The sequence below is a fragment of the Streptomyces sp. NPDC042336 genome (genome assembly GCF_055581985.1).
Window position 1 is genome coordinate 574777 of sequence record NZ_JBVJEA010000002.1, and the last position, 24707, is coordinate 599483.

Below are 24707 nucleotides of genomic sequence, written 5' to 3' on the forward strand. Positions count from 1 at the left end.
GTCACTCGGTCCGCGACAGCGCCTGACGCGGCGGGACGGCCTCGGCCGCCCGCTCCCCCAGGGCCCGGTCCAGATCGGCCCACAGGTCGTCGACGTCCTCCAGGCCGACCGACAGCCGCAGCAGCCGGTCGCCGACCCCGGCCCCCCGCCTGTCGTCCGGGTCCACGATGCGGTGACTGATGGACGCCGGGTGCTGGATGAGCGTGTCGACGCTGCCGAGGCTCACGGCCGGGGTGATCAGCCGGACGCGGCCGATGACCTCGTGCGGGTCGCCGTGGACCTCGAAGGAGACCATCGCGCCGCCGATGCGCGGATAGTGGACCCGGGCCACCCGCGGGTCGGCGGCCAGCCGTCCGGCCAGCTCGGCGGCGCCCGCGGAGGCGGCCCGTACCCGGACGGGCAGGGTGGACAGTCCCCGCAGCAGGAGGTAGCCGGCCAGCGGGTGCAGCACTCCGCCCGTGGCGAAGCGGACCTGCCGCAGCCGCCCGGCGAACTCCTCGTCGCAGGCGACCACGCCGGCCAGCACGTCCCCGTGTCCGCCGAGGTACTTGGTGGCGCTGTGCAGCACCAGCCGGGCGCCGTGCTCGGCGGGGCGCTGGAGCACGGGTGTGGCGAAGGTGTTGTCCACGAGCAGCGGCACCGATCCGCAGGCGTGCGCGACGGCCCGCAGGTCGACCTCGGCCAGCGTCGGGTTGGCCGGCGACTCCACCAGCACCAGGCCGGTGTCCGGGCGCAGCGCGTCCGCGACGCCCGCCGGGTCGGTCCAGGTGACCTCGGACCCGAGCAGCCCGGCGGTCAGCAGGTGGTCGCTGCAGCCGTACAGGGGCCGTACGGCGACGACGTGCCGCAGCCCCATCGAGCCGCGGACCAGCAGGACCGCGCTCAGCGCGGCCATGCCGCTGGCGAAGGCGACGGCGGTCTCGGTCCCCTCCAGCCGGGCCAGCGCCGTCTCGAAGCGGGCGACGGTGGGGTTGCCCAGGCGGCCGTAGACCGGCGGGCCGTCCGGCTCGGCGCCGGTGGCGGCGAACGCGTCGATGCGGGCGGCCTCGCCACGGCTGTCGTACGACGGGTAGGTCGTGGACAGGTCGATGGGCGGGGCGTGCAGTCCCCGGGCGGCGAGGTCGTCGCGGCCGGCGTGCACGGCTTCGGTGGCCAGTGCCCTGCCCGTGGGTGCGGTGGAGCGTACGTCGTCGGGTGGTGACGTGTGCGTGCGCGCTGAGTCCATGGCCGAAGGGTGAACACCGGCCGGGCCGACGGGCTCGTCCTCCGTGTTACGTTCGGGCCATGGCCGATTCCGTCGTACTGGATCCGGTGGATCTCCATCTGCTGCGGCTGCTGCAGAACGACGCCCGGACCACCTACCGTGATCTCGCCGCCCAGGTCGGCGTCGCGCCGTCGACCTGTCTGGACCGGGTGGCGCGGCTGCGGCGGGCCGGGGTGATCCTCGGCCACCGGCTGGAGCTGGACCCGGCGAAGCTGGGGCGCGGTCTCCAGGCACTGCTGTCGGTGCAGGTGCGTCCGCACCGGCGCGAGCTGGTCGGACCGTTCGTGGAGCGGATCCGGGCGCTGCCGGAGTCGCGCACCGTCTTCCACCTCACCGGCCCGGACGACTACCTCGTGCATGTCGCGGTCGCGGACATGACGGATCTGCAGCGGCTGGTCCTGGACGAGTTCACGTCCCGGCGGGAGGTGGCCCGCGTCGAGACCCGGCTGATCTTCCAGCAGTGGGAGTGCGGCCCTCTGCTCCCTCCGCACCCGCGCCGGCGACCGCTCCTCCCCCGGCCACGCCCTGAGCGAAATCCGGCCGCCCGCGCCGTCGGGCCCGGTCCACCGGGCTGACGCGACACCGGTATCCGTATGAGGATGTCCGCATGTCAGAGACCAAGAGCCCGCTGCCCCGCGAGGTCGCCGACGCCTACGTCGACGAGCTCATCGCCCTCGACCCCGTCACCGGTACCTACCTCGGTGTCGCGGAGAGTTCCAGCCGTCTGCCCGACTTCTCACCCGCCGGGCAGGAGGCCCTGGCGGAGCTGGCCCGCACCACCCTGGCCCGGCTGGACGAGGCGGAGCGCCGGCCGGGCGGGGACAGCGACGTGGAGCGGCGCTGCGCGCGGCTGCTGCGTGAGCGCCTCACCGCGGAACTCGCGGTGCACGAGGCCGACGAGGGCCTGCGTTCGGTCGGCAACATGGGTACCGCCGCGCATTCGGTGCGCGAGGTCTTCACCCTCACCCCGACCGGGACCGACGAGGACTGGGCCCGGATCGCCGAGCGGCTGCGGGCGGTGCCGGCGGCGTTCGCGGGCTACCGCGAGTCCCTGTCGCTGGGCCTGGAGCGCGAGCTGTACGCGGCGCCGCGGCCGACCGCGACGTTCGTCGAGCAGCTCGGCGAGTGGGCGGACACCGGCGAGGGGCGGGGCTGGTTCGAGGACTTCGCCGCCGACGGCCCCGAGACGCTGCGCGCGGAGCTGGACGAGGCCGCCCGGCGTGCGACCGCCGCCGTGGCGCAACTGCGGGACTGGATGCGCGACGTGTACGCCCCGGCCATCGAGGGCGCCCCGAACACGGTGGGCCGGGAGCGCTACGCCCGCTGGTCGCGCTACTACAACGGCACCGACCTGGACCTGGACGAGGCGTACGCCTACGGCTGGTCCGAGTACCACCGCCTGCTGGCCGAGATGAAGGCGGAGGCGGAGAAGATCCTGCCGGGCGCGGGGACGCCGTGGGTGGCGCTGGCGCACCTGGACGAGCACGGCAGGCACATCGAGGGCGTCGACGAGGTCCGCGACTGGCTGCAGGGCCTGATGGACCAGGCGATCGAGCAGCTGGACGGCACGCACTTCGAACTGGCCGAGCGGGTGCGCAGGGTGGAGTCGCGCATCGCCCCGCCGGGCAGCGCGGCGGCGCCCTACTACACCTCGCCGTCGGAGGACTTCTCGCGTCCCGGCCGCACCTGGCTGCCGACGATGGGGCAGACCAGGTTCCCGGTGTACGACCTGGTCTCGACCTGGTACCACGAGGGCGTCCCGGGCCACCACCTCCAGCTCGCCCAGTGGACGCACGTGGCCGAGGACCTCTCCCGCTACCAGGCTTCGGTGGGCATGGTCAGTGCCAACGCCGAGGGCTGGGCGCTGTACGCGGAGCGGCTGATGGACGAGCTGGGCTTCCTCACGGACGCCGAGCAGCGCCTGGGCTACCTGGACGCGCAGATGATGCGGGCCGCCCGGGTCATCGTGGACATCGGCATGCACCTGGAGCTGGAGATCCCGGCGGACTCCCCCTTCCACCCGGGCGAGCGCTGGACGCCGAAGCTGGCGCAGGAGTTCTTCGGCGCGCACAGCAGCCGCCCGGCGGACTTCGTGGAGAGCGAGCTGACCCGTTACCTGACGATCCCGGGCCAGGCGATCGGCTACAAGCTCGGCGAGCGGGCGTGGCTGCTGGGCCGGGAGAAGGCCCGCGAGCGGCACGGCGACTCCTTCGACCTCAAGGCGTGGCACATGGCGGCCCTCTCCCAGGGCTCGCTCGGTCTGGACGACCTGGTGGACGAGCTGTCCCGGCTGTGACGCCCTCGCCGGGCCGTTCACCTCACCGCCGGAAGCCGCCCTCCGAGTCGATCACCTGACCGGTGATCCACTCCGCCTCGTCCGTGGCAAGCCACGCGATGAGGCGGGCGGAGTCGTCGGGCATGCCCCACCGCCCGCCGGGGAAGCACGCGGCGACGGCCTCGTAGGCGTCGCCGGTCAGGTAACCGGTGTCCACCGGGCCGGGGTTGACCGCGTTGACGGTGACGGCGTGCTCGGCGAGGGTCGTCGCCAGGGAGCGCGTGACGGAGGCGAGCGCGCCCTTCTGGAGCGCGTAGGCGATCTCGCCGGGCATGCCGCCCGCGATGTCCTGGCCGGAGGTCATCATCACGACCCGTCCGCCGGGCGTGCGCGGCGGCAGTGCGGCGCGGCGGCGGGCGTGGGCCTGGATCAGCAGCAGCACCGAACGGGTGTCGGCCTGCCAGTGGGCGTCGAGCATGGCGGCGTCGACGGTGTCGAGGGTGCCGTCGGACCCGCTGAGCGCGTGGTTGGCGACGAGGATGTCCAGCCGTCCGCCGAGCGCTTCGGCGGCGGTGGCGACGAGTTCGCCGGGGGCGTCGGGGCGGGTGAGGTCGCCGGGGCCCGCGAGCACGGCGGCGTCCGGGTCGCCGAGCGCCGCGCGTACCGAGTCGACCACGTCGTCCACGCGGTCGGCGCCCCAGGGCATGGCGGCGTCGTGCGGGACGTGGTGGTGCAGGTAGACGCTCGCTCCGTACGCGGCGAGGCGCCGGGCCACGGCGTGGCCGATGCCGCCGCGCCGGCTGGCTCCGGTGACGAGGGCGGTGCGGCCGCGCAGGGGCAGCGGGTCGCGGCGCAGGTCTTCGGGGGCGGGGTGCGCAAGTCGTGGCATGGGCACCCATGATGGGCCGACCGCGGCGGTCCCGCACGTGGATATCGCCGCGGCTACCGGTCGGCGAGCCGCCGCAGGTGTACGAGGCTCAGCCAGGTCTCCGGCCCGGGGCGCACCTCGGCCGCGCGCACCGCGTACCGGCCGGGGTCCAGCGCGACCCGCACCCGGTCGGCGCGGTCCGACGCGGCGCCGGGCCAGGCGGCGTCGAAGAGGAGCACCGGTCCCGGCACGTGCCAGGACACCTCGGGCTGCCATTCGGCGGCGTCGAGGGCGGCGGTGACCCCGGCCAGCACCTCGTCCTCGGAGTCCGCGGCGCACCAGCGGACGAAGGCGCCGTGGTCGGGGAGGTAGGCGGTGGAGGCGGGCTCGTCGCCGAGCACGAGGGCGGTGGCGTCGCCGACCGGGAGCAGACCGACGTGGCCGTCGACCTCGCAGGCCCGGTCGTAGTCGGAGTCCGTCTCCTCGCCGTCGGCTCCGGTCCAGAACGGCAGGACCGTCTCCGGTACCGCGATCAGCGGCCCTCCGCCCGACTCGACCCATTCCACCCCGCCCGGCTCCGCGTATCGCACCATGCGGCAGAACCTACACGCCGCTCAGCAGCCGCAGTCGGCCGCGTCGACCGGAACGGTCAGGGGGTCGGCGGCGGGGCGCTCGGTGCCCTGCCAGGTCTCGAACGCGAAGCCCTCGCGCACCCAGTACTCGAAGCCGCCGAGCATCTCCTTGACCCGGTAGCCGAGTTCGGCGAGGGCGAGGGCCGCGCGCGTCGCCCCGTTGCAGCCGGGTCCCCAGCAGTACGTCACCACGGGCACGGCGGGGTCGAGGAGTTGCCCGGCCTGCTCGCGGACCCGCGCGGTGGGGAGGTGGACGGCGCCGGGGACGTGGCCCTGGTCCCAGGACTCGGTCGACCGGCAGTCGACCAGCACGAATCCCGGGTCGCCGCCGGCCGCGAGCGCGTCGGCGACGTCGGAGACGTCGGTGTGGAAGGCGAGGCTCGCCCGGAAGTGGGCGGCGGCTTCGGCGGGCGGTGCGGGGGCTACCCGCAGGACGGCGTTGACGTGCCCGACGGGGGTGGTGGTGACGGTCAATGGTCCGGCCTCTCCTCGAAGGATCTTCCAGCCGGAAATCTATGGCCCACACCGCCCTGCCTGAAGGGCGATTTCCCGGTCTGCACCTTGTTCCGCCGGGGGATCCCTGCTATCCATCATGGATGACCGAGTATTCCCCGGACGCCACGGACTGGCGGATTCTCGACGTCCTCCAGCGGGACGGGCGGGCCAGCTTCGCCGAACTGGCGCGTGCCGTCTCGATGTCCGCGAGCGCGGTGACGGAGCGCGTGCGGCGCCTGGAGGAGGCCGGGATCATCCAGGGGTACGCGGCGGTGGTGGACCCCGAACGGCTGGGCCTGCCGATCCTGGCGTTCGTGCGGCTGCGCTACCCGGTCGCCAACTACAAGCCGTTCCACGACCTGGTCGCGGTCACGCCGGAGATCCTGGAGGCGCACCACGTCACGGGCGACGACTGCTTCGTCATCAAGGTCGCGGCTCGTTCGATGCGGCACCTTGAGGAGGTGTCCGGCCGGATCAGCGCCCTGGGCTCGGTCACCACGAGCGTCGTCTACTCCTCACCGCTCCCCCGCCGCCCGCTGGGCCGCTGAGGTCGGCACCGGGAGGCGCCGGGACGACGCTCAGCCGGCACCCCGCTGCCGCAGCACCGATCCCGACCGGCCCTTCACTACCTCCAGTTGGGCGTGGATACGGCGGCGCAGGTCGGCGACGTGGCTGACGATGCCGACGCTGCGGTCCCGCTCGCGCAGGGCGTCCAGGACGTCGAGGACCTCGTCGAGGGTCTGGTCGTCGAGGCTGCCGAAGCCCTCGTCGATGAAGAGGGTGTCCAGGCGGACGCCGCCCGCCTCGTCGGTGACGACGTCGGCGAGGCCGAGCGCGAGGGCGAGCGACGCGAAGAACGTCTCGCCGCCGGACAGCGTGGCCGTGTCGCGCTCGCGGCCGGTCCACGCGTCGACGACGTGCAGTCCGAGCCCGCTGCGGCCGCGGCCGGTGCGGTCGTCGGAGTGGACGAGCGTGTAGCGGCCGGAGGACATGCGCAGCAGGCGGGCAGTGGCCGCGGCGGCGACCTGTTCGAGGCGGGCGGCCAGTACGTACGACTCCAGGCGCATCCGGCGTTCGTTGTCCGCCGAGGTGCCCGCGGTGAGGGAGGCGAGGCGGGCGACCCGGGTGTGCTCCTCGCGCAGCGGGGCGAGCCGGCGCACGGAGGTGGTGGCGTGCGCGGACAGCCGGTCCAGCTCGGCGCAGCACCGGGCGGCGGCGTCGCGGGCCGAGGACGCCTCGCGCAGGCGCCGGCCCGCGTCGGCGGCGGCACGCTCCGCCGCGGCGAGGTCGGCGGGCGGTCGCCGGGCGGCGTCGGCGGTGTCGGCCTCGGCGAGGACCGCGCGGACGGCGGCCTCCTCCGACTGCCAGGCGTCGAGCCTTCGTTGCAGCTCGCGGTGGGCGGTGTCGTCGAGCAGGGCGGCGGCCGCGTCCGCGGGGGTGTCGAAACCGGCCCGGAAGGCGGCGTCGGCGAGCCGGGCGTCGGCGTCCTTGAGCCGCTGGGCGGTGTCCTCGGCGACGCGGGCGGTGTCGGCCGCCTCCGTGAGCAGCGCGGCCCGGCGTTCCAGCTGTGCCGCCCGCGCGGCCACGCTCTCGGCGGCACCCCGGGCCCGCGCCAACTCCTCTTCCAGTGTGGCCTGTTCGCGCTCCAGCCGCTCCCGGCCCGCGACCCGGGAGGCGGACCGGACGGCGGCCTGCTGCTGGGCGGCGACGCGCTGTTCGCGTTCGCCCTCCGCCCGCCGCAGCTCCTCCTGCGCGGCGTGCAGGCCGGAGGCGGCCGCCCGCGCCCGCGCGTACGCCCCCTCCAGTTCCTCGGCCTCCTCGGCCAGGTGGGCGGTGGGCGCGTCCCCGGCCTCCGCCGTGGCGGCGGCCAGCGCCTCCCGTACGGTGCCCAGGTGCCGTTCGGCCTGCGCGCGCCGTTCGTCGGCGGCCTGGTAGTCGGCGAGGGCGCGCTCCTCCGCGGCACGGTCGACGTGTCCGGCGGCCTTGCGGGCGGGGGCGGGGTGTTCGGTGGCGCCGCACACCGCGCACGGTGTGCCTTCGGTGAGGTTCGCGGCGAGCTCGGCGGCGATGCCGTGCAGCCGCTGTTCCTTGAGGTCGAGCCAGTGGGCGCGGGCCGCGACGGCGTCTTCCGCCGAGGCGAGCGCCCGCCGCCGCGCCTCTTCGGTGTCGTCGGTGAGCCGGTCCCGCTGCCGGGCGGCCGCCAGCCTGCGCCGCGCCGGATCGCGCTGCACGGCGAGCTGTTCGGCGCGGGTGGTGGCCTCCTGCGCGGAGTCGACGCGGCTCAGGAGTCCGGGGCGGGTGGTCTCCCAGTCGGCGAGCCAGGTCTCCGCCTCCTGCCGGACCTCCTCGTCGGCGCGTTCCTGGCGGTCGAGGCCGGCCCGCTCCTCGACCAGTTCGGTGAGGCGTCGTTCGGCGCGCCTGGCCGACTCGAGGCCGCCCAGTTCCTCGGCGGCCCGGCGGGCGGCGGCCGCGAGCCCGGCCGCACCCGCTTCGGCGAGGGCCTGCGGCAGCAGGGCACGCGCGCGTGCCTCCGCGTCCGCGGCCCTGCGGTGCTCGCCGTCGGCGGCCTCCCGCAGCTCCAGGGCGGGGGCCACCGCCTCGGCCTTGCGGGCCCGTTCCATGCGCTCCTGCGCGGCACGGTGGCCGTCGGCCCGCTCCGCCAGCCGTGCGGCCCGCTCCCGTGCCTCGGCGAACCGGCGTTGCAGCCGGTCGAGTTCGCGGGCCTCGGTCAGGTGGCGTCCGGCGGCGGCCTGGGCGGACTCGGCGGCGTCGAGCCGGCCGTCGGCGATCGTGAGCAGCTCGCGGGCGGTGCAGCGGGCGACGGCGGCGGCGCCGAGGACCGCCTCGGCCAGTCCCGGCTCGCCCGGCGCCAGTTCCGGCAGCTCCATGGCGTCACCGGCGGCCTGCTGCATCCGGTGCGCGTCGGCCAGCAGGGTGGCGTCGCCCTCGCGGACCCGGGCCTCGGTGGTGCGGCGCCGTTCGGCGAGGCGCTTCTCCACCTCGGCGAACCTGCGGGTGTCGAAGAGCCGTCCCAGGAGCTTGCCGCGCGCCTCCGCGTCGGCTCGCAGGAAGCGGGCGAAGTCGCCCTGGGGCAGCAGCACGACCTGGCAGAACTGCTCCCGGCTCATGCCGAGCAGCTGCGTGATCTCCTCGCCGATCTCCTGGTGGGAGCGGCTGAGGTCCTTCCAGGCGCGGGTCGTCGCGTCGTACTCGCGCAGCCAGGTCTGCGCCTTGTCGACGGTCGTGCCCTTGCCGCGGAGCTTCGGGCGCTCCCAGGGCGGCTGCCGGGTGATCTCCAGCCGGCGCCCCGCGACGGTCAGCTCCAGCCGCACCTCGGTGCGGGTGCCGACGGCCGCGTGGTCGCTGCGCAGCGTCATGCCCTGGCCGCCGCCCTGCCGGGCGCCCGGCACCGAGCCGTACAGGGCGTAGCAGACGGCGTCCAGGACGGAGGTCTTGCCGGCGCCGGTGGGGCCGTGCAGCAGGAACAGCCCGGCGGCCGACAGCTCGTCGAAGTCGACGCTCTGCGAGGCGCCGAAGGGCCCGAAGGCGGTGATGTCCAGCCGGTGCAGCCTCACCGGGCCACCTCCCGCACGCTCTCGTCGGCGCGCACGGCGTCGAAGGCGTCCCGCAGCACGCCCTGTTCGTGGTCGTCGGGCCCGGCGCCGCGCACGTGGGTCACGAAGTCCTCCGCGATCTGCTGGTCACTGCGGTCGGCGAGGCGCCGGGCGTAGGACACACCGGGCTCGTCGGGGGCCCGCTCGGGGTCGAAGACGAGGCTGAGCGTGTGCGGGAACCGCTCCGTGAGCCGGGCCATGGGCTCGTCCGGCCGGACCGGGTCGGTGAGGGTCGCCTCGACCCACGCCTCCTCGTGCCCGGTCAGCTCCGGGTCGGCGAGCAGGTCCGCCAGCGTGCCGCGCAGCCGGGCCAGCGCGCGCGGCACCGGGCAGTCGACGCGCTCCGCGGTGACCGCACCCGCCGCGTCCAGGTCGACGAGCCACATGCTCTTGCGGTGCCGGTACTCGGAGAAGGAGTACGGCAGCGGGGAGCCGGAGTAGCGGACGCGCTCGGTGAGGGTCTGGCAGCCGTGCAGGTGCCCCAGCGCCACGTAGTCCACGCCGTCGAAGACGCCGCAGGGCACGGCGGCGACCCCGCCGACGGTGATGTCCCGCTCGCTGTCGCTCTGCTCTCCGCCGGTGACGAAGGCGTGCGCGAGGACGACGGAACGGGTGCCCGGCCCGCGCGTGGCGAGGTCGGCGCGCACCCGGTCCATGGCGGCGGCGAGCACGGCCTCGTGACCCGCCTTCTCGACACCGAACTCGCTCTTGACCAGCGCCGGTTCGAGATACGGCAGCCCGTAGAAGGCGACGTCGCCGTGGGCGTCGGTCAGCACCACGGGGGTGCCGCAGCCCGCCGGATCGGTGCGCAGGTGGATGCCGGCCCGGTCGATGAGCCCGGCGCCGACCCCGAGCCGGCGGGCGGAGTCGTGGTTGCCGGAGATCATCACCGTGGGCACGCCGAGGCCGGCGAGGCGGTGCAGTGCCTCGTCGAACAGCTCGACGGCGGCGAGCGGCGGCACCGCGCGGTCGTACACGTCCCCCGACACGACCACGGCGTCGACGGCGTGCTCGCGCACGGTGTCGACGAGGTGGCCGATGAACCCCGCCTGGGCGCCGAGCATGTTCACCCGGTGGAACGCCCGGCCGAGATGCCAGTCGGAAGTGTGCAGCAGTCGCATGATCCCCGAGACTAACGGGAGGGTCCGACAGCCCGGGTGGTAACTCCCGTTTCGCCCCGCGTCCGCGCTCCACCGAGGCCCGTTACGCCCCGGTTGTCCGTCTTGTCATGCGTCACCGTAGGCCTCTCCGCCCAGTTCGAACCCGGCCGAGCCCGCGGTGGCGTCGGCGAGCCAGGAGCGGAAGGTGTCCACGTCGGCCTCCGGCAGACCGACCTCGATGGTGACGGCCTCGCCGTAGCGCACGTCGCGCACCGCGCGGCCGGCGGTGCGCAGGTCGTTCTGGAGCTTGCCGGCCCGCTGGTGGTCGACGGTCACCGTGGCCATGCGGAACCGGCGCCGGGTGAGGGTGCCGAGGTCGTCCAGCGCTTCGCCGACGGCACCGCCGTAGGCGCGGATGAGACCGCCCGCGCCGAGCTTGACGCCGCCGTAGTAGCGGGTGACGACGGCGACGACGTACCGCATGTCGCGGCGCAGCAGCATCTGGAGCATCGGGACGCCCGCGGTGCCGCCCGGCTCGCCGTCGTCGCTCGCCTTCTGCACGGCGGCGTCGGCGCCGATGACGTACGCCCAGCAGTTGTGGGTGGCGTCCGCGTGCTCCTTGCGCACGCCCGCGATGAACGCCTGGGCGTCCTGTTCGGTGGCGGCCGGGGCGAGGGCGCACAGGAAGCGCGAGCGGTTGATCTCGGTTTCGTGCACACCGGCGCGGGCGACCGTGCGGTACTCGTCCTGCATCCGGCCAGCCTATGCGCTCGCCGCGCGGCGCCCTGCGGGCCGGTCCTCGCGGCCGGGGCCGCGGTCAGTACGAGGTGCCGACGTCCCGGGTGAGGTGGAGGCCCAGGAACCGGTCGGCGTACGCGCAGATCTCGAACCGGGCCCCGTCCGGCAGGGTCTGGTCGGTCTCCACCTGGCGCAGGACCCGCAGTACTCGGGGGGCGTCCAGGTCGTCCTCCCAGGCGGCCCGCAGCCGGTCGCGCACCTCGCCCGGGACGGGGCGCGAGGGGTGCCGGGCCCAGTCGGCGACCGCGCGGCGCAGGCGGGCGAGGCTGTCCCGGGACTCGTCCAGCGCGGCCGCGTCGAGCTCCACGCGCGCGTGGTGGGGCCGCTCCAGCAGGGCGAGGCGTACGGCGTCGGGGTCGGCGAGGTCGGGTTCGGCCGGGTGCACGGGGGCCACGGCGACCGTCGTCACGTCGGGGGCGCCCCGGGCCCCGCTCTCGCCCGCCCCCTCAGCCACGACGCGCAGACTCTGCCCCGTGCCCGGTCCGTGTCCCGCGGCGGCGCCGTCCTCGAAGGGCCGGACACCGAGGGCGGCGGCGTCCTCGCGCAGCCGGTCCCGCTCCGCCGCGCCGGTCAGCACCGCCCACACGGGTGTGCCGTCGAGTTCGAGGGCCCGCGCCAGGAGGTCCGCGACCAGCAGCACGCGCAGGGCGGTGGCGTCGCGCTCCGGCACGTGCGCCTCGACACGGGTCGGGGCCCGGCGGGCGGGGGCAGCGGGGGCGGGTTCTCCGGTACGGGCGTCCATGATGCGCAGCACGAGGCGAGCGTAGGCCCGGCGGCGCGGCGGCGCACCGGGGCGCGCTCGCCGCGCCCCGGTGGGTGCACGGGGAATCCCGGCACGCCGCCGCCCGTTGTCCCGACCGGGTGGCCCGATCCGCGGGCCGCCCGGGAGTACGAGTACGAGGAGGCCGCCGGTGTACGGCGACGAGGCAACCGTCCGCAAGATCCTCACCGAGCTGGGCGACACCTGGGCCGTGGTGGGCCTGTCGAACAACCGGCAGCGCGCGGCGTACGGCGTCGCCGAGGTGCTGCAGCGCTTCGGCAAGCGTGTCGTGCCCGTGCACCCCAAGGCGGAGACGGTGCACGGAGAGCAGGGGTACGCCTCGCTCGCGGACGTCCCCTTCGACGTGGACGTGGTCGACGTCTTCGTCAACAGCGACCTGGCCGGACCGGTCGCCGACGAGGCCGTCGCCAAGGGCGCCCGGGCGGTCTGGTTCCAGCTCGGGGTGGTCGACGAGGCGGCGTACGGGCGGACCCGGGACGCGGGCCTGGAGATGGTGATGGACCGCTGCCCGGCCATCGAGATCCCGCGGCTGGGCTGATCGCGCCGGGGCTCACCCGTCCCGCCCGGACCGGACTCGATGACCACCACGCGGGCCCAGTCGGGCGGTGTGCGGGGGACGTACTCCGGGTCGTCCTCGTCCCACCCGCCGCCCCGGGGAAAGAGCCCCACCACCGTGCGTCAGGCCGGCCGCCGGTCCGGCCAGGGCGTCTGCCCGTCGGTCAGCACCACGACGACGTCCGGCGCCGGCCGCGCCGCGAGCGCCTTCGCGAAGCCGGCGCGCAGGTCGGTGCCGCCGCCGCCCACCAGCTCGATCCCCTCGGTCCGGCACAGCGAGTGCGCGAGCCGGGCCGCCGCGTCGCACGGCACCACGCTGACCAGGTCGCGCCGGCCACCGACGGCGCGGGCGATCGCGGCGACCTCCAGGAGCGCGCTGCCCAGTTCGGCGTCGCTGACCGATCCCGAGGTGTCGATGACCACGGCGACCCGTGGCGGTCTGCGCCGCAGGCTGGGCAGCACCACACCGGGTGTCCCGGCCGAGCGGCGCGACGGCCGGCCGTACATGTAGTCCTCTCCCGCGCCGCCCGAGGAGGTCGCCGAGCGGACCGCCGCCCCCAGCAACTCGCGCCAGGGCTGTGGCGGATGGAACGCCTTCTCCGTCCATCGCCGCCAGCCCTTCGGCGCGCTTCCCGGGGCGGCCCTGATGCCCCGGGCCACCCGGAAGCGCACCGCGTCCCGTTCCTGCTCGCTGAGTCCGTCCGCGCCGTCCGGGCCGAGGTCCCAGTCCCGGTCGAGGCCGTCGGCGCCGCTGCCGCAGTCCAGCCAGGCCAGACTCTCGGTGAGCCGCCCGAGCCGGAACCGGCGCAGGTAGTCCTCCATGAGCTGCCCCTCGGGCAGTCGCAGTAATCCCGGGTCGACCGCGCCCTCGGGGCGGACCAGTCCGTCGCCGAACACGTCGTCGTTGATCTCGCAGTCGGCGGCGATGTTCATCCGCAGCCGTTCCGCCGGTCCGGTCAGCCCGTGCTCGCGTGCCACCCGGTCGCTGCGCCCGTGGTGGTCGCGGAGCAGGTGCGAGACCTCGTGCACCCATACCCCGGCCAGTTCCTCCACGGGCGTGCGGTCCACGAAGACCGGTGAGGCGTAGCACCGCCAGTACCGGTCGACGGCCATCGTCGGCACCCCGCGCGACGGGACGACGTGCAGGGCGAACAGCGCCGTGGCCAGGTAGGGCCGGGCCCGGGCGGCGTGCAGCCGGGCGGCGTAGAGCTTGTCGAGATCGATCCGCACCGGTTCCGGCTCGGCCGTCACCGGCAGCGTGCTCGGCCTCGGCGTACGCGACGCCGCTCCGGGCGGCCGCCCCGGGATCGTCGGCTTCATCCGCTTCGTGGGCGGCATGGGGGTCGTCGACTTCGCTGAGGTCATCGGCCCGCCTTCGCGGTGCCCGCCCTCCGGGCGGCCGCTCGGTCGCCGGCGCGGTCCGCGCGCCGGGAGAGGGACACGACCCCGGCCAGCCGGTCGATCGAGGCCGGGACGTCCCAGTCCTGCTGCCGCAGCGCGGCGAGCGTCGTCGCCGGGACGACCACGACGTCCGGCGCGCCGGTCTCCATCGCCCGGGCCAGCAGCGTCCACGCCGCGTCCCACCGGGACTTCTCCGGCCGCTTGCGTACCGCGGCCACCACCCCGTCCAGCACCGCCTGGCGGAGGTCTCCCCGTTCGGGCAGCACGGCGACCTCCGGGTCGGCGAGCAGTGTCTCGGGGTCCGGGATGTCCATCCGGTCCAGACTCGCCATCAGTTCCAGGCCGGGACTGCTGCTGGGCGCCGGGGTGCGGCGCTGGGCTGGCGGCTCGCGGACCCGGTCGTGGGGTTGGCGATCACGGCGGCGATCGTCCTGGTCCTGCGGGACGCGGCGCGCGAGGTGTTCCGGCGGCTGATGGACGCGGTCGACCCGGCGCTGGTGGACCGGGCGGAGCGGGTGCTGGACGGGGTCCCCGGGGTGCGCGGGGTGGGCGAGCTGCGGCTGCGCTGGATCGGGCACCGGCTGCGCGCCGAGGTCGCCCTGGTGGTGGACGGCGAGGCGACGGTCCGCGAGGCCCACCGCATCGCCGTGGCGGCCGAGCACGCCCTGCTGCACGCGGTGCCGCGGCTCACCGCCGCCCTGGTCCACGCGGACCCCGCGTCCCCGGGCGAGGCGGACCCGCATCTGACGCTCGCCCACCACGCCCCCGCGTGACGGGTCAGGCGACGCCCAGCCCTTCCAGGACCTCGGCGCCGGGCAGCTCCGTGAAGGCCTTGCCCGGCACGAGCAGTTTGCCGCGCCGGCGTCCGCTGCCGACGAGGACGTAGGGCAGGTCGACGACGGCCGAGTCCACCAGCACCGGCCAGTCACCGGGCAGGCCGACCGGGGTGATGCCGCCGTACTCCATGCCGGTCTCCCCGGTGGCCGTGTCCATGGGCGCGAAGGACGCCTTGCGCGCCCCGAGGTGACGGCGCACGACGCCGTTGACGTCGACCCGGGTGGTGGAGAGCACCACACAGGCGGCCAGTGTCGTGCCACCGCCCCGCTTGCCGGTGACCACCACGCAGTTGGCGGACTGTTCGAGCAGCTCACGGCCGTAGTGCTCGACGAAGGTGGCGGTGTCGGCCCACTCCGGCTCGGTGTCGACGTAGAGGATCTGGTCGGCGGGCACGGTGCCGCTCCAGTGGCGTACGGCGTCGGCGACCGGGCGGGTCAGTTCGTCGAGGAGGTCCGGGGCGGGCGTGGCGCTGTCGAAGTTCCCGATGGGTGCGTGCATGGCGGCACGCTAACAACTGCCGGGCCCCGGGAGGGCGTCCGTCTCAGCGAACGGGCGGCACCGAGACCGCCATGATCATCTCCATCGGCGCGTCGCCCTCGTTGCCGTAGGTGTGCGGGGTGTCGGACTCGAAGGAGGCGCTCGCGCCCGTCGGCACACGGTGGGTCACCCCGTCGACGGTGAGGGCGAGTTCCCCGGACGTGACATGCACCAGCTCGACCGTGCCGGTGGGGTGCGGGTCGGAGAGGCTGTGCTCGCCCGGCATCAGCCGCCACTCCCACATCTCCAGCGGGCCGGGCGCCTCCACTCCGGCGAGGAGCCGGCTGAAGCTGCCGGCGTCGGTGTGCCAGAGGCGTACGGCCTGTTCGGCGGGGACGACGCGGACCGTGGGGCCCTGCTCCCAGTCGAGCAGGGTGGTGATGCTGACACCGAGGGCGTCGCCGATCTTCACGACGGTGCCGAGGCTGGGGTTGGTGCGCGCCTGCTCGATCTGGATGAGCATGCCGCGGCTGACCCCGGCGCGCGCCGCGAGCGCCTCCAGGGTGAAGCCGCGCTCGGTGCGCCAGCGCTTGACGTTGCGCGCCAGGGACTGGGTCAGCAGGTCGAGGTCCGCCACGTTCCGTCCAGGGACTCGTACAGGTTCGTACATTATTTTAGATGACACGGTGCAGCAGACTGAACTATGGTCTGCTGCACCCGAAGGTCCACCGAACTGTACTGCGAGGCGACCGGATCATGACAGCGCTGTTCGCCCTGGCCACCAGCCTCCTGTGGGGTATGGCCGACTTCGGCGGCGGGGTGTTGACCCGGCGCACCCCCGCGCTCACGGTGGTCGTCGTCTCCCAGTCGATCGCGGTCGTCGTCCTCGGCACGATCGTGGCGGCGACCGGCGCCTGGAGCGAGGCCTCGCCGCACCTGTGGTTCGCGGTCGCGGCGGGCCTGTTGGGCCCGGTGGCCATGCTCGCCTTCTACCAGGCCCTGGCCCTGGGCCCGATGGGCGTCGTCTCACCGCTGGGCTCGCTCGGCGTGGCCGTCCCGGTGACCGTGGGCCTCGTCCTGGGCGAGCGGCCCGGAGTGCCCCAGTTCGCGGGCATCCTGGTCGCCGTCGCCGGGGTCGTGCTCGCCGGGGGTCCCCAGTTGCGGGGTGCGCCCGTGCAGCGGCGGGCCGTCGCCCTCACGCTCGTCGCCGCGTTCGGCTTCGGCGCGGTGATGGCCCTCATCGCCGAGGCGTCGACCACGCTCACCGGTCTCTTCCTCGCCCTGTTCGTGCAGCGTGTCACCAACGTGGCCGCGGGCGGGCTGGCGCTGTGGGTGTCCGTGCGGCGCGGCGCCCCCGCGCTGGCCGAGCCGGGCCTGCCCCTGGGCGCGCTGCCCGCGCTGGCCTTCGTCGGCCTCGCCGACGTCGCGGCCAACGGCACGTACTCGATCGCCGCCCAGCACGGACCGGTCACGGTCGCCGCCGTGCTGGCCTCCCTGTACCCGGTGGTGACCGCGCTGGCCGCGCGGGGGTTCCTGAGCGAACGGCTGCGTGCCGTGCAGGCGGCGGGCGCGGGCCTGGCGCTGGTGGGCACACTGCTGCTGGCGACGGGCTGAGGCCGTATCCGCCCGCCGACCCTGGCCGGTCAGCCCTCCGCGGCCGGTTCCGCGAGCCTGCCCGGCGCTCGCTGCGGGTCCTCGTCCAACGCGGCGAGACGGGCCACCGCCTCGTCGTCCAGCTTCGACAGCTCCCGCAGCTGCCCCGGCGTGATCCCGTCGGGAATCGGCACCGGGGCCGGGGTACGCAGCGGCGGCTGCCAGCCCTCGGCGGGCGTCCAGCGCCGTACGACCCGGGCGGGGGCGCCCGCCACCACGGCGTGGTCGGGGACCGTGCCCCGGACCACCGCGCCGGCGGCCACGACCACGTTCCGCCCGATCCGCGCGCCGGGCAGGATCACCGCGCCGGTGCCGATCCAGCAGCCGGGGCCGATCTCCACCGGGTCCATCCGCGGCCACTGCTTGCCGATGGGCTGGTGCGGGTCGTCGTAGGAGTGGTTGGTGGAGGTGACGTAGACGTACGGGCCGAAGTAGCAGTCGCTGCCGATGGTGACGGCGGTGTCCGCGATGACGTGGCTGCCGCGGCCGATGACGACCCCGTCGCCGATGCGCAGGATCGGCTCGGGCCCGAGGTCGAGGTCGGGCATGAGCCCGGCGGTCAGCGTGACCTGCTCGCCGATGATGCAGTGGGCGCCGACGTGGATCCAGGGCTCGCCGAAGACCGTGCCGAGCGGGAAGGCGAGCCGGGTGCCCGTGCCCAGCGCGCCGAAGCGGAACCGCCCGGGGTGAGCGGCGGTGACGGAACCGGTGCGCTGCACCCAGGCCCAGCCCGCGTGGACGGCCCGCTGCGCGAGGCGGCTCCGCCAGGACGAGAACGTGTTCTTGCGGTGGGGCACCCGCTCAAGGTAGTCCGCGCGCGCCGTGCACAGGTCCGCACCGTGCTGTGATCTTCACCCCACCGGGTGGCGTACGGTGCCGTACAACACCGGAGCAGGAGGCGAAGATGACGCAGAAGGCGCTGATCACGGGCATCGGCGGCAAGGACCCGAAGGTGGACGCGGAGGCCTTCGTGGCGCCGACGGCCTCGGTCGTCGGGGACGTGACGCTGCACGCCGGGGCGAGCGTCTGGTACGGCGCGGTGCTGCGCGGCGACGTCGAGCGGATCTCCGTCGGCGCGAGCAGCAACGTCCAGGACAACTGCACGCTCCACGCCGACCCCGGTTTCCCGGTCACCGTCGGCGAGCGTGTCTCCATCGGGCACAACGCCGTGGTGCACGGCGCCACCGTCGAGGACGACTGCCTGGTCGGCATGGGTGCCACGGTCCTCAACGGCGCGGTGATCGGCGCCGGTTCACTGGTCGCGGCGCAGGCGCTGGTCCCGCAGGGGATGCGGGTGCCGCCGGGGTCGCTGGTCGCGGGGGTACCGGCGAAGGTGAAGCGGGAGCTGACGGAGGAGGAGCGTCAGGGGATCACGTTGAACGGCACGATGTACGCGGCGCTGGCCCGGCAGCATGGGGAAGCGGTGGGTTAGCTCCTGCGGGAGGCCGGCCGCGGGTTGTTCGTGGTTGCTCGCGCCCACGCGGCGGAGCCGCACATCGGCACGGCCCCGCCCCCCCGTCGGGGCGCCTTCACTCACCAGCGGTGGCAGGCGCGGGCTCCGGCTGGGCCTTGCCCGCCCTGCGCTTGACGATCAGCATCGAGGCGACGCCGATCAGGACCGCCACCACCAGGCCGAGCCACGAGAAGCGCTTGAGCCAGTCCTCCGCGACGACGCCGACGTAGTAGATGACGGCGGTGGTGCCGCCCGCCCAGACGATGCCGCCGAGGACGTTGGCGATCAGGAACTTCCAGTACGGCATCCGCAGCACACCGGCCAGCGGGCCCGCGAAGATCCGCAGCAGGGCGACGAAGCGGCCGAAGAACACGGCCCACATGCCCCACTTCTGGAAGGACCGCTCGGCGGTGGCGACGTGCCCCTCGCTGAAGTGCTTGGGGAACTTCCCGCCCAGCCAGGCCAGCAGGGGCCGGCCGCCCTTGCGGCCGATGGCGTAGCCGATGGAGTCGCCGATCACCGCGCCGGCGCTGGCGCAGGCGCCGAGGACCAGTGGGTCGATCCCGCCGTGCTGCGACGACAGCAGGGCCGCCGACACCAGGATGATCTCGCCGGGCAACGGGATGCCCAGGCTCTCCAGACCGATGACCAGCGCGACGACGGCGTAGACGGCCGCCGCGGGCACCGTGTCGAGCCATTCCTGGACGTGCAACGCCCCACCCTCCGCTTCGGATACCTGTTCCCGGTGCGCCTCGGTCGAGGCGCACCGGGAAGCGTACCGGGTCGGCGGGGCTCAGCCGTTGGGCCGCAGGGTCCATATGACGGTCATCTCACCGGTGACGGCTCCGTCCTCGCGCTGGATGGCGACGCTCACGGGGAACTCGGGGCGGCTGCCGGCGTCCAGTTCGGCGACGACCTCCGCGGCGGGGCGGCCGAGTGTCGCGGTGGCGGTGACCGGGCCGAGGGCGATCTTCTTGAAGGCGATCTCCGCGGTGACCGGCAGCGGCACCGCCCGGGAGAGCTGGTCCCCGAAGGCGGCCAGCACGATCGCGCCGCTGGCCGACTCGCCCAGCGTGAACATGGCTCCGGCGTGCGGTCCGCCGACGTGGTTGCGGTACTCGCTCTGGTCCGGGAGGGCCAGCACGGCCTTCTCCGGGGTGGTCTCCAGGTACTCGAGGTTCAGGGTCCGGACCATCGGCACCGTGGCGGCGAGCAACTCGCCGATCGACATCTGGTCTGCGCTCATGGCGGCAGGTTACCCGTGAGTAGTAACCGGGGCCAGGCACCCGGTAAGACCGCCGTATGCTGGGCGCCCATGTGGCCAGGAGAGCAGTCGTCCAGCGGCGGACCGGATCCGCGGCAGCCCAACCCGTACCGGCAGCCCGGCTACCGGCAGCAGCCGCCGTACGCGGGACAGCAGCAGCCCGCCCCCTGGAACGCGCCCACGGTCACGTCCGGCGGCCCGTCGGGCCGGGGGCCCGCCAGCGGCCGTACGAAGGTGGTGGCGGTCGTCGCCGCCGCGGTCGTGGTGGTCGCCGCCGCCGTGACCGGGGCCGTCCTCCTGGGCGGCGGCGAGGACGACGAGGCCGGGCCCGGCCCCGCCTCCTCCTCTGCCGCCTCCTCCCCGGCCGACGACCCGCGCGGCGGTGCCGGCTCCCCGAAGCCCACCGTCGAGGGCTGGACCGTGGTGGCCGACCCCGACCACGGCATCGCCTTCGACGTACCGGCGTCCTGGGTGCCGCAGTCGCGCGACTGGGTCACCTACGTCGCCGAGGACGACGACCCCGAAGACAAGCCCCTGGTCGCCATGAAGGCCCCCGCCGTGCTGAAGGAGAAGTGGTGCGGGTCGGACGCCGACCGGGACGGCTCGGTCGACCACACGCCCCTGGCCAGTGCGGGTACCCGCGGCAACAACGGCGCCCGGAGCACCGAGGAGATCGCCCGGACCGACTCGGCGGCCTGGGTCTACGGGGCGTTCACCCAGCCGGACCGGGACAAGGTCGCCACCCAACCGGTGACGTCGTTCACCACCGCCTCCGGCATCGAGGGCAGCGTGGCCACCTCCCGGTCGTCCGGGGTGACGAAGAAGGACAAGTGCGACGTGAACGGCAAGGCGACCACCTTCGCCTTCGAGTCCGCCGACGGCGACTTCGTCTCGTGGTCGTTCTTCGGCGCGGCGGACGTCGCCGACGAGGTGCCCGACGCCACCGTCCGCGAAATCCTCGCCACCGTCAGGGAGTACACCCCGTCGGAGTCCTGAACTCCGCCGTTTCGGTACGTCCCTGACAAGGCCCGGTGACCGAATCGTGTCCTGGGCGGCATTAGGGTGACTGCTCATGTGGCCAGGACAGCAGCCGCCCGGGGGCGAGCAGAACCCGCAGAACAATCCGTACCAGCAGCCGGGGTACCAGCAGCCGAATCCGTATCAGCAGCCCGGCTACCAGCAGCAGCCCGGCACGTACGGGCAGCAGCAGTGGAGCACGCCGCAGCCGGCCACCGTTCCGCAGCCGGCGGCGGGCGGAGGTGGCGGCGGTGGCGGCAACCGGACGAAGCTGGTCGCCGTCGTCGCGGCCCTCGCCGTGGTGGTGGCCGCGGGTGTCACCGGGTTCCTGGTGCTCGGTGGTGACAAGGACGACCAGGCGGACGACGGCAAGGACAAGAAGACGTCCGCGAGCCCGACCGTGGAGAAGTCCGAGTCCCCCACCGCCGACCCGAGCGCGTCGGGCTCCGACGAGAACCCGCGCGGGGGCGAGGGCGCGAAGGCCACCGTCGACGGCTGGAAGGTCGTCGCCAACCCGCGCTTCGGCACCATGTTCGACGTGCCCGCGGACTGGGAGATCGACAGCACCGACACCAGCGTCGGCTTCGAGTGGGAGGAGGACGGGAAGACCGACCGCACCACGGTCACCGCTCCGGCCTACCTGAAGTCCGAGTGGTGCACGACCGACGAGAACAAGGACGGCCGCAAGGAGACCACCGCCCTCGCCACCACGGGCACCCGCGGTGAGAGCGGCGCCAAGACCACCGACCAGGCGGCCGAGACGCGGGTGCCGTGGTGGATCTACGGCGGTTTCACCGAGCCGGACAAGAAGAGCGTGAAGTACGGCAAGCCGAAGGCGTACACCACCGCGTCGGGCATCAAGGGGAGTGTCATCACGGCGCACTCGGAGGGCGCTCCCAAGAAGGGCAAGTGCGACACCGAGGGCAAGGCGATCACCTTCGCGTTCAAGAACAGCGCGGGCGACTTCGTCACCTGGAACCTCTACGGCGCCAAGGGCGTCAAGGAGGAGGTGCCGGAGGCGACGATCCAGAAGATCCTCAGCACCGTGCGCCTCACCGAGGAACCGCCGACCGAGTCGTAGCGCGCCCGCGGCGCGGGGCCCGTACGCCGCTCAGCCGATGCCGAACGCGCCGGCCGGCGGCTCGGGCGACGGTACGGCGTCCTCGTCCCGCACCGGACGGGCGTCGCCCACGAAGTCCCGCAGGGCGGGCCCGTGCTCGACCCTGGCCGGGAAGGCGTCGGCGGCGGTGCGCCGGGCCAGCGCCGCGGTGTCCAGCGGCCGGTGCGCGGCGACGAGCACCGCGTTGCCGAAGCGGCGCCCGCGCAGCACGCCCGGTTCGGCGATCAGCGCCAGCTCCGTGAAGAACGCGGCGAATCCGGCGAGTTGGCCGCGCAGGAAGCCGAACGGCGCCGCGTCGGCCAGGTTGGCCACGTACACGCCGTCGGCGCGCAGGACCCGGGCCGTCTCGCGCACGTAGCCGACGGACGACAGGTGCGCGGGCACCCGTGAGCCGCCGAAGACGTCGGCGACGAGCACGTCGGCCGAGTGGGCGGGGGCGGCCGCGAGCCAGGCGCGGGCATCGGCGCCGTGGGCGGTGACGCCCGCGCCCGGTGGCAGCGGCAGGTGCTCGGCGACCAGGTCGAGCAGTCCCCGGTCGGCCTCGACCACGTCCTGCCGCGAGCCGGGCCGGGTCGCGGCCACGTACCGGGGCAGGGTGAACGCGCCGCCGCCCAGGTGCAGGACGTCCAGCGCGCGCCCCGGCTCGGCGACCGTGTCCAGGACGTGGCCGAGCCGGCGCGTGTACTCGAACTCCAGGTGCGCCGGCTCGTCCAGGTCGACGTACGACTGCGGCGCCCCGTCGACGGTGAGCAGCCAGGCCCGTTCCCGGTCGACGTCGGGCATGAGCTTGGCGGTGCCGTGGTCGGTGACGCGGCTGACGGGTATGGCTTCGTTCACCTGCCCATTGTGCCCGGCACCGGCCGCACCCCGCCGGGCACCGGCCTCACTCGACGGCGGTCACGGTCCCCGCCCCCACGGTGCGGCCCCCTTCGCGGATCGCGAAGCCGAGCCCCGTCTCCAGCGGCACCTCCCGCCCCAGTTCGACCGTCATGGTGACGGTGTCCCCGGGCCGGGCGACGGCGGCTTCGCCGAGGTCCACGTCGCCGACCACGTCGGCGGTCCGGATGTAGAACTGCGGCCGGTAGCCGGTGGTCAGCGGCGTCGAGCGCCCGCCCTCGCGCGTCGACAGCACGTACACCCGTGCCGTGAAGCGCCGCGCGGGCACGACGCTGCCGGTCGCGGCGACCACGTGACCGCGGCGCACTGCGTCCCGGGCGACCCCGCGCAGCAGGAGCGCCACGTTGTCCCCGGCCTGCGCCTCCTCCATCGGCCTGCCGAAGGTCTCCAGGCCGGTGACGACCGTCTCGACGGACGCCCCGAGCACTTCGACCCGGTCGCCGACGCGCACGGTGCCGCGCTCCACGGCGCCTGTCACGACGGTGCCGCGGCCGGTGATGGTGAGCACGTTCTCCACCGGCAGCAGGAAGGGCGCGTCCAGGTACCGCTCGGGCATGGGCACATAGGTGTCCACGGCGTCGAGCAGCGCCTCGACGGACGCCGTCCACCTCGGGTCGCCCTCCAGGGCCTTCAGCCCCGAGACCCGTACGACGGGCACCGCGTCGCCGCCGTAGCCGTGCGCGCTGAGCAGTTCGCGGACCTCCAGCTCGACGAGGTCGGTGAGCACCGCGTCCTCGCCGTCGTCGACGGCGTCGGCCTTGTTGAGCGCGACCACGATGTGGTCGACGCCCACCTGCCGGGCGAGCAGCACGTGTTCGGCGGTCTGCGGCATGATCCCGTCCAGCGCGGAGACGACGAGGATCGCCCCGTCGAGCTGCGCGGCGCCGGTGACCATGTTCTTGACGTAGTCGGCGTGGCCGGGCATGTCGACGTGCGCGTAGTGCCGGGTGTCGGTCTCGTACTCGACGTGCGCGATGTTGATGGTGATGCCGCGCGCCGCCTCCTCCGGGGCGCGGTCGATGCGGTCGAAGGAGACGTACCGGGTGGTGCCGTCGGCCCCGCGCTCGGCGAGGACCTTGGTGATGGCGGCGGTCAGGGTGGTCTTGCCGTGGTCGACATGGCCCATCGTGCCGATGTTCAGATGCGGTTTGGTGCGGATGTACGCCGTCTTGGACATGGCGCTACCTCGAAGCCTCGTGGCGGTGGTGGGGACCCCTGGGGCCGGCCGACCCTCCCCCTGCGGGGTCCGCCGGACGATCCGGGGAGGGTCAGCTTCGGGCGCCGTCGACTGCGGCGGTGAGGTGGGCGACGGCAGCCTTCGGGGCATCCGCGACCGCGGATGCTGCGAGGTGGAAGGCGTACCGGAACATGACCCCGATCATTGCCGACGCTTCGTCCCACGTCGAATGGTTTTTGAGGGAACGGAAGTTCGAGTGGCGTGCTGCCTCCCGCTAGGGCCCGACGGTCCGCAGCGCCTCCCGGGCGGACAGTGGTGCGAGGCGGGTCCGGTGCTCGGCCACGAAGGCGCGCACGGCGTCCGCATCGGTCTTGGCGTACTCGCGCAGGCACCAGCCGACGGCCTTGCGGACGAAGAAGTCGCCGTGGCCGGACCGGCGCAGGCAGTAGCCGAAGAGCCGGTCGGTGTCGGTGCGTTCCTTGTGGCGCAGCTGGTGCAGGAGCGCCGCGCGGACCAGCCAGAGGTCCTCGTCCTCGATCCAGGCGTCCATGTCGGCGATGAGGCCGCGGTCGGCGGCGACCAGGCCCCCGACGACGTGCGCGGCGAGCAGGTCGACGGTGTCCCACCAGGGTGCCGTGGTGAGCAGATACCGGGCCACGGCCAGGAAATCCGACGAGCAGTGCGTCACATACCGGCGCAGGTAGTCGACGGCGAAGTAGTGGTACTCCCGCTCGGGCAGCCGCCAGCAGCGCAGCGCGACCGCGGTGCAGTCCGCCTCGTCCGGGCGGGGCACGCCGGCCAGCACCGTGCGGGACAGGGAGCGGCGAACGGGCGAGGTCAGGCCCAGGAACGGGGCCACGTCCCTCATGTACGCCCGCTGCCCGGCGGCCCGTTCGGGGTCGGCCGCGGCGGGGTACTCGACGGTGAGCCGCTCCAGTACCGTGTCGGCGAGGGCGCTGCGCGGCGCGACCGGAACCGGCCGGGCTGTGACGCTCATGAGACGCACCATACGGCGATCACACACATTTG

24 protein-coding genes and 3 pseudogenes are annotated in these 24707 nt (G+C 74.4%); 9 read left to right on the forward strand and 18 right to left on the reverse strand.

Features of this window, described 5'->3' with window-relative positions; genetic code table 11:
* Position 1 precedes the first annotated feature (1 nt).
* Complete coding sequence (locus ACZ6IM_RS07825; protein ID WP_052838983.1) at positions 2-1225, reverse strand: trans-sulfuration enzyme family protein; 1224 nt, start codon at positions 1223-1225, stop codon at positions 2-4.
* Positions 1226-1284: 59 nt separating this feature from the next.
* Here ACZ6IM_RS07825 and ACZ6IM_RS07830 point away from each other — a divergent pair, with 59 nt between their 5' ends.
* The gene (locus ACZ6IM_RS07830) at positions 1285-1839 is read left to right on the forward strand and encodes an Lrp/AsnC family transcriptional regulator (protein ID WP_469554926.1); all 555 of its coding nucleotides are present in this window, start codon (positions 1285-1287) and stop codon (positions 1837-1839) included.
* Between the two features lie 32 nt (positions 1840-1871).
* On the forward strand, positions 1872-3560 hold the full coding sequence (locus ACZ6IM_RS07835) for a DUF885 domain-containing protein (RefSeq protein WP_052838981.1): 1689 nt from the start codon (positions 1872-1874) through the stop codon (positions 3558-3560).
* Between the two features lie 22 nt (positions 3561-3582).
* Here the strand turns inward: ACZ6IM_RS07835 and ACZ6IM_RS07840 are convergent, their stop codons facing one another.
* The 3 genes from ACZ6IM_RS07840 to ACZ6IM_RS07850 are packed head-to-tail and all read right to left on the reverse strand — an operon-like array spanning position 3583 to position 5513.
* Positions 3583-4428 (reverse strand): SDR family oxidoreductase, encoded by an 846-nt coding sequence (locus ACZ6IM_RS07840; RefSeq protein WP_469554929.1) that lies wholly within the window; start codon positions 4426-4428, stop codon positions 3583-3585.
* A 53-nt stretch (positions 4429-4481) separates the two neighbouring features.
* On the reverse strand, positions 4482-5000 hold the full coding sequence (locus ACZ6IM_RS07845; RefSeq protein ID WP_052838979.1) for an immunity 21 family protein: 519 nt from the start codon (positions 4998-5000) through the stop codon (positions 4482-4484).
* Between the two features lie 21 nt (positions 5001-5021).
* Complete coding sequence (locus ACZ6IM_RS07850) at positions 5022-5513, reverse strand: rhodanese-like domain-containing protein (protein WP_469554932.1); 492 nt, start codon at positions 5511-5513, stop codon at positions 5022-5024.
* A 122-nt stretch (positions 5514-5635) separates the two neighbouring features.
* Between ACZ6IM_RS07850 and ACZ6IM_RS07855 the strand changes: the two genes are divergently transcribed.
* Positions 5636-6082 carry an Lrp/AsnC family transcriptional regulator gene (locus ACZ6IM_RS07855; RefSeq protein ID WP_052838977.1) on the forward strand — a complete coding sequence of 149 codons (447 nt, stop codon included), beginning with the start codon at positions 5636-5638 and terminating at the stop codon, positions 6080-6082.
* A 30-nt stretch (positions 6083-6112) separates the two neighbouring features.
* On the opposite strand, the gene ACZ6IM_RS07860 is transcribed toward ACZ6IM_RS07855, so the two are convergent.
* From ACZ6IM_RS07860 to ACZ6IM_RS07875, 4 genes are all read right to left on the reverse strand, one after another.
* Positions 6113-9109, reverse strand: a complete 2997-nt coding sequence (locus ACZ6IM_RS07860) for an AAA family ATPase (RefSeq protein WP_469554935.1) — start codon at positions 9107-9109, stop codon at positions 6113-6115.
* Entirely contained in the window at positions 9106-10269 is a 1164-nt protein-coding gene (locus ACZ6IM_RS07865) for an exonuclease SbcCD subunit D (protein WP_052838975.1), read from the reverse strand. Before ACZ6IM_RS07865 ends, ACZ6IM_RS07860 begins: the two co-directional genes overlap by 4 nt.
* Before the next feature lie 105 nt (positions 10270-10374).
* Positions 10375-11001, reverse strand: coding sequence for a YigZ family protein (locus ACZ6IM_RS07870; RefSeq protein ID WP_469554937.1), 627 nt, complete (start codon positions 10999-11001; stop codon positions 10375-10377).
* A gap of 64 nt (positions 11002-11065) precedes the next feature.
* Complete coding sequence (locus tag ACZ6IM_RS07875) at positions 11066-11800, reverse strand: hypothetical protein (protein ID WP_469555265.1); 735 nt, start codon at positions 11798-11800, stop codon at positions 11066-11068.
* A 157-nt stretch (positions 11801-11957) separates the two neighbouring features.
* On the opposite strand from ACZ6IM_RS07875, the gene ACZ6IM_RS07880 reads away from it, so the two are divergent.
* Positions 11958-12365 (forward strand): CoA-binding protein, encoded by a 408-nt coding sequence (locus tag ACZ6IM_RS07880; RefSeq protein ID WP_469555268.1) that lies wholly within the window; start codon positions 11958-11960, stop codon positions 12363-12365.
* A 38-nt stretch (positions 12366-12403) separates the two neighbouring features.
* On the opposite strand, the pseudogene ACZ6IM_RS07885 reads toward ACZ6IM_RS07880, so the two are convergent.
* Positions 12404-13702 (reverse strand): annotated as a pseudogene (locus ACZ6IM_RS07885) (vWA domain-containing protein); the annotation flags it as partial.
* A gap of 41 nt (positions 13703-13743) precedes the next feature.
* A pseudogene (locus ACZ6IM_RS07890) lies at positions 13744-14130 on the reverse strand (AAA family ATPase); the annotation flags it as partial.
* 9 nt (positions 14131-14139) lie between these two features.
* On the opposite strand from ACZ6IM_RS07890, the pseudogene ACZ6IM_RS07895 reads away from it, so the two are divergent.
* Positions 14140-14556: pseudogene (locus ACZ6IM_RS07895) on the forward strand (cation diffusion facilitator family transporter); the annotation flags it as partial.
* A 4-nt stretch (positions 14557-14560) separates the two neighbouring features.
* Here ACZ6IM_RS07895 and ACZ6IM_RS07900 read toward each other — a convergent pair.
* Together ACZ6IM_RS07900 and ACZ6IM_RS07905 are read right to left on the reverse strand one after the other, a co-directional pair.
* On the reverse strand, positions 14561-15118 hold the full coding sequence (locus ACZ6IM_RS07900; RefSeq protein ID WP_052838973.1) for a YbaK/EbsC family protein: 558 nt from the start codon (positions 15116-15118) through the stop codon (positions 14561-14563).
* A gap of 43 nt (positions 15119-15161) precedes the next feature.
* Positions 15162-15734, reverse strand: coding sequence for a helix-turn-helix domain-containing protein (locus ACZ6IM_RS07905; RefSeq protein ID WP_052838972.1), 573 nt, complete (start codon positions 15732-15734; stop codon positions 15162-15164).
* A gap of 119 nt (positions 15735-15853) precedes the next feature.
* Here ACZ6IM_RS07905 and ACZ6IM_RS07910 point away from each other — a divergent pair, with 119 nt between their 5' ends.
* The gene (locus ACZ6IM_RS07910) at positions 15854-16711 is read left to right on the forward strand and encodes an EamA family transporter (RefSeq protein ID WP_052838971.1); all 858 of its coding nucleotides are present in this window, start codon (positions 15854-15856) and stop codon (positions 16709-16711) included.
* A gap of 29 nt (positions 16712-16740) precedes the next feature.
* Here ACZ6IM_RS07910 and ACZ6IM_RS07915 read toward each other — a convergent pair whose 3' ends face one another.
* A complete protein-coding gene (locus ACZ6IM_RS07915; RefSeq protein WP_052838970.1) occupies positions 16741-17547 on the reverse strand; it encodes an acyltransferase in 807 nt (268 codons plus the stop codon).
* Positions 17548-17654: 107 nt separating this feature from the next.
* Between ACZ6IM_RS07915 and ACZ6IM_RS07920 the strand changes: the two genes are divergently transcribed.
* Complete coding sequence (locus tag ACZ6IM_RS07920) at positions 17655-18182, forward strand: gamma carbonic anhydrase family protein (protein ID WP_052838969.1); 528 nt, start codon at positions 17655-17657, stop codon at positions 18180-18182.
* Between the two features lie 97 nt (positions 18183-18279).
* Here ACZ6IM_RS07920 and ACZ6IM_RS07925 read toward each other — a convergent pair whose 3' ends face one another.
* Positions 18280-18915 carry a DedA family protein gene (locus ACZ6IM_RS07925; RefSeq protein ID WP_052838968.1) on the reverse strand — a complete coding sequence of 212 codons (636 nt, stop codon included), beginning with the start codon at positions 18913-18915 and terminating at the stop codon, positions 18280-18282.
* An 81-nt stretch (positions 18916-18996) separates the two neighbouring features.
* The gene (locus ACZ6IM_RS07930; RefSeq protein ID WP_052838967.1) at positions 18997-19434 is read right to left on the reverse strand and encodes a DUF4442 domain-containing protein; all 438 of its coding nucleotides are present in this window, start codon (positions 19432-19434) and stop codon (positions 18997-18999) included.
* Positions 19435-19518: 84 nt separating this feature from the next.
* On the opposite strand from ACZ6IM_RS07930, the gene ACZ6IM_RS07935 reads away from it, so the two are divergent.
* Positions 19519-20463 (forward strand): DUF8017 domain-containing protein, encoded by a 945-nt coding sequence (locus tag ACZ6IM_RS07935; RefSeq protein WP_052838966.1) that lies wholly within the window; start codon positions 19519-19521, stop codon positions 20461-20463.
* A gap of 76 nt (positions 20464-20539) precedes the next feature.
* Complete coding sequence (locus tag ACZ6IM_RS07940; RefSeq protein WP_052838965.1) at positions 20540-21565, forward strand: DUF8017 domain-containing protein; 1026 nt, start codon at positions 20540-20542, stop codon at positions 21563-21565.
* A 30-nt stretch (positions 21566-21595) separates the two neighbouring features.
* On the opposite strand, the gene ACZ6IM_RS07945 is transcribed toward ACZ6IM_RS07940, so the two are convergent.
* The 3 genes from ACZ6IM_RS07945 to ACZ6IM_RS07955 form a co-directional block, all read right to left on the reverse strand.
* On the reverse strand, positions 21596-22441 hold the full coding sequence (locus ACZ6IM_RS07945; RefSeq protein ID WP_052838964.1) for a spermidine synthase: 846 nt from the start codon (positions 22439-22441) through the stop codon (positions 21596-21598).
* A 46-nt stretch (positions 22442-22487) separates the two neighbouring features.
* Positions 22488-23678 carry an elongation factor Tu gene (gene tuf / locus ACZ6IM_RS07950; RefSeq protein ID WP_052838963.1) on the reverse strand — a complete coding sequence of 397 codons (1191 nt, stop codon included), beginning with the start codon at positions 23676-23678 and terminating at the stop codon, positions 22488-22490.
* 274 nt (positions 23679-23952) lie between these two features.
* Entirely contained in the window at positions 23953-24675 is a 723-nt protein-coding gene (locus tag ACZ6IM_RS07955; protein ID WP_469554945.1) for a DNA alkylation repair protein, read from the reverse strand.
* Positions 24676-24707: the final 32 nt, after the last annotated feature.

Excerpts from the sequence above, each read along its gene's own strand:
- ACZ6IM_RS07825 (WP_052838983.1), bottom strand. The coding sequence starts at position 1,225 with ATGGACTCAGCGCGCACGCACACGTCACCACCCGACGACGTACGCTCC.
- ACZ6IM_RS07830 (WP_469554926.1), top strand. The coding sequence starts at position 1,285 with ATGGCCGATTCCGTCGTACTGGATCCGGTGGATCTCCATCTGCTGCGG.
- ACZ6IM_RS07835 (WP_052838981.1), top strand. The coding sequence starts at position 1,872 with ATGTCAGAGACCAAGAGCCCGCTGCCCCGCGAGGTCGCCGACGCCTAC.
- ACZ6IM_RS07840 (WP_469554929.1), bottom strand. The coding sequence starts at position 4,428 with ATGCCACGACTTGCGCACCCCGCCCCCGAAGACCTGCGCCGCGACCCG.
- ACZ6IM_RS07845 (WP_052838979.1), bottom strand. The coding sequence starts at position 5,000 with ATGGTGCGATACGCGGAGCCGGGCGGGGTGGAATGGGTCGAGTCGGGC.
- ACZ6IM_RS07855 (WP_052838977.1), top strand. The coding sequence starts at position 5,636 with ATGACCGAGTATTCCCCGGACGCCACGGACTGGCGGATTCTCGACGTC.
- ACZ6IM_RS07865 (WP_052838975.1), bottom strand. The coding sequence starts at position 10,269 with ATGCGACTGCTGCACACTTCCGACTGGCATCTCGGCCGGGCGTTCCAC.
- ACZ6IM_RS07870 (WP_469554937.1), bottom strand. The coding sequence starts at position 11,001 with ATGCAGGACGAGTACCGCACGGTCGCCCGCGCCGGTGTGCACGAAACC.
- ACZ6IM_RS07900 (WP_052838973.1), bottom strand. The coding sequence starts at position 15,118 with ATGCACGCACCCATCGGGAACTTCGACAGCGCCACGCCCGCCCCGGAC.
- ACZ6IM_RS07910 (WP_052838971.1), top strand. The coding sequence starts at position 15,854 with ATGACAGCGCTGTTCGCCCTGGCCACCAGCCTCCTGTGGGGTATGGCC.
- ACZ6IM_RS07920 (WP_052838969.1), top strand. The coding sequence starts at position 17,655 with ATGACGCAGAAGGCGCTGATCACGGGCATCGGCGGCAAGGACCCGAAG.
- ACZ6IM_RS07930 (WP_052838967.1), bottom strand. The coding sequence starts at position 19,434 with ATGTCGATCGGCGAGTTGCTCGCCGCCACGGTGCCGATGGTCCGGACC.
- ACZ6IM_RS07935 (WP_052838966.1), top strand. The coding sequence starts at position 19,519 with ATGTGGCCAGGAGAGCAGTCGTCCAGCGGCGGACCGGATCCGCGGCAG.
- ACZ6IM_RS07940 (WP_052838965.1), top strand. The coding sequence starts at position 20,540 with ATGTGGCCAGGACAGCAGCCGCCCGGGGGCGAGCAGAACCCGCAGAAC.
- tuf (WP_052838963.1), bottom strand. The coding sequence starts at position 23,678 with ATGTCCAAGACGGCGTACATCCGCACCAAACCGCATCTGAACATCGGC.
- ACZ6IM_RS07955 (WP_469554945.1), bottom strand. The coding sequence starts at position 24,675 with ATGAGCGTCACAGCCCGGCCGGTTCCGGTCGCGCCGCGCAGCGCCCTC.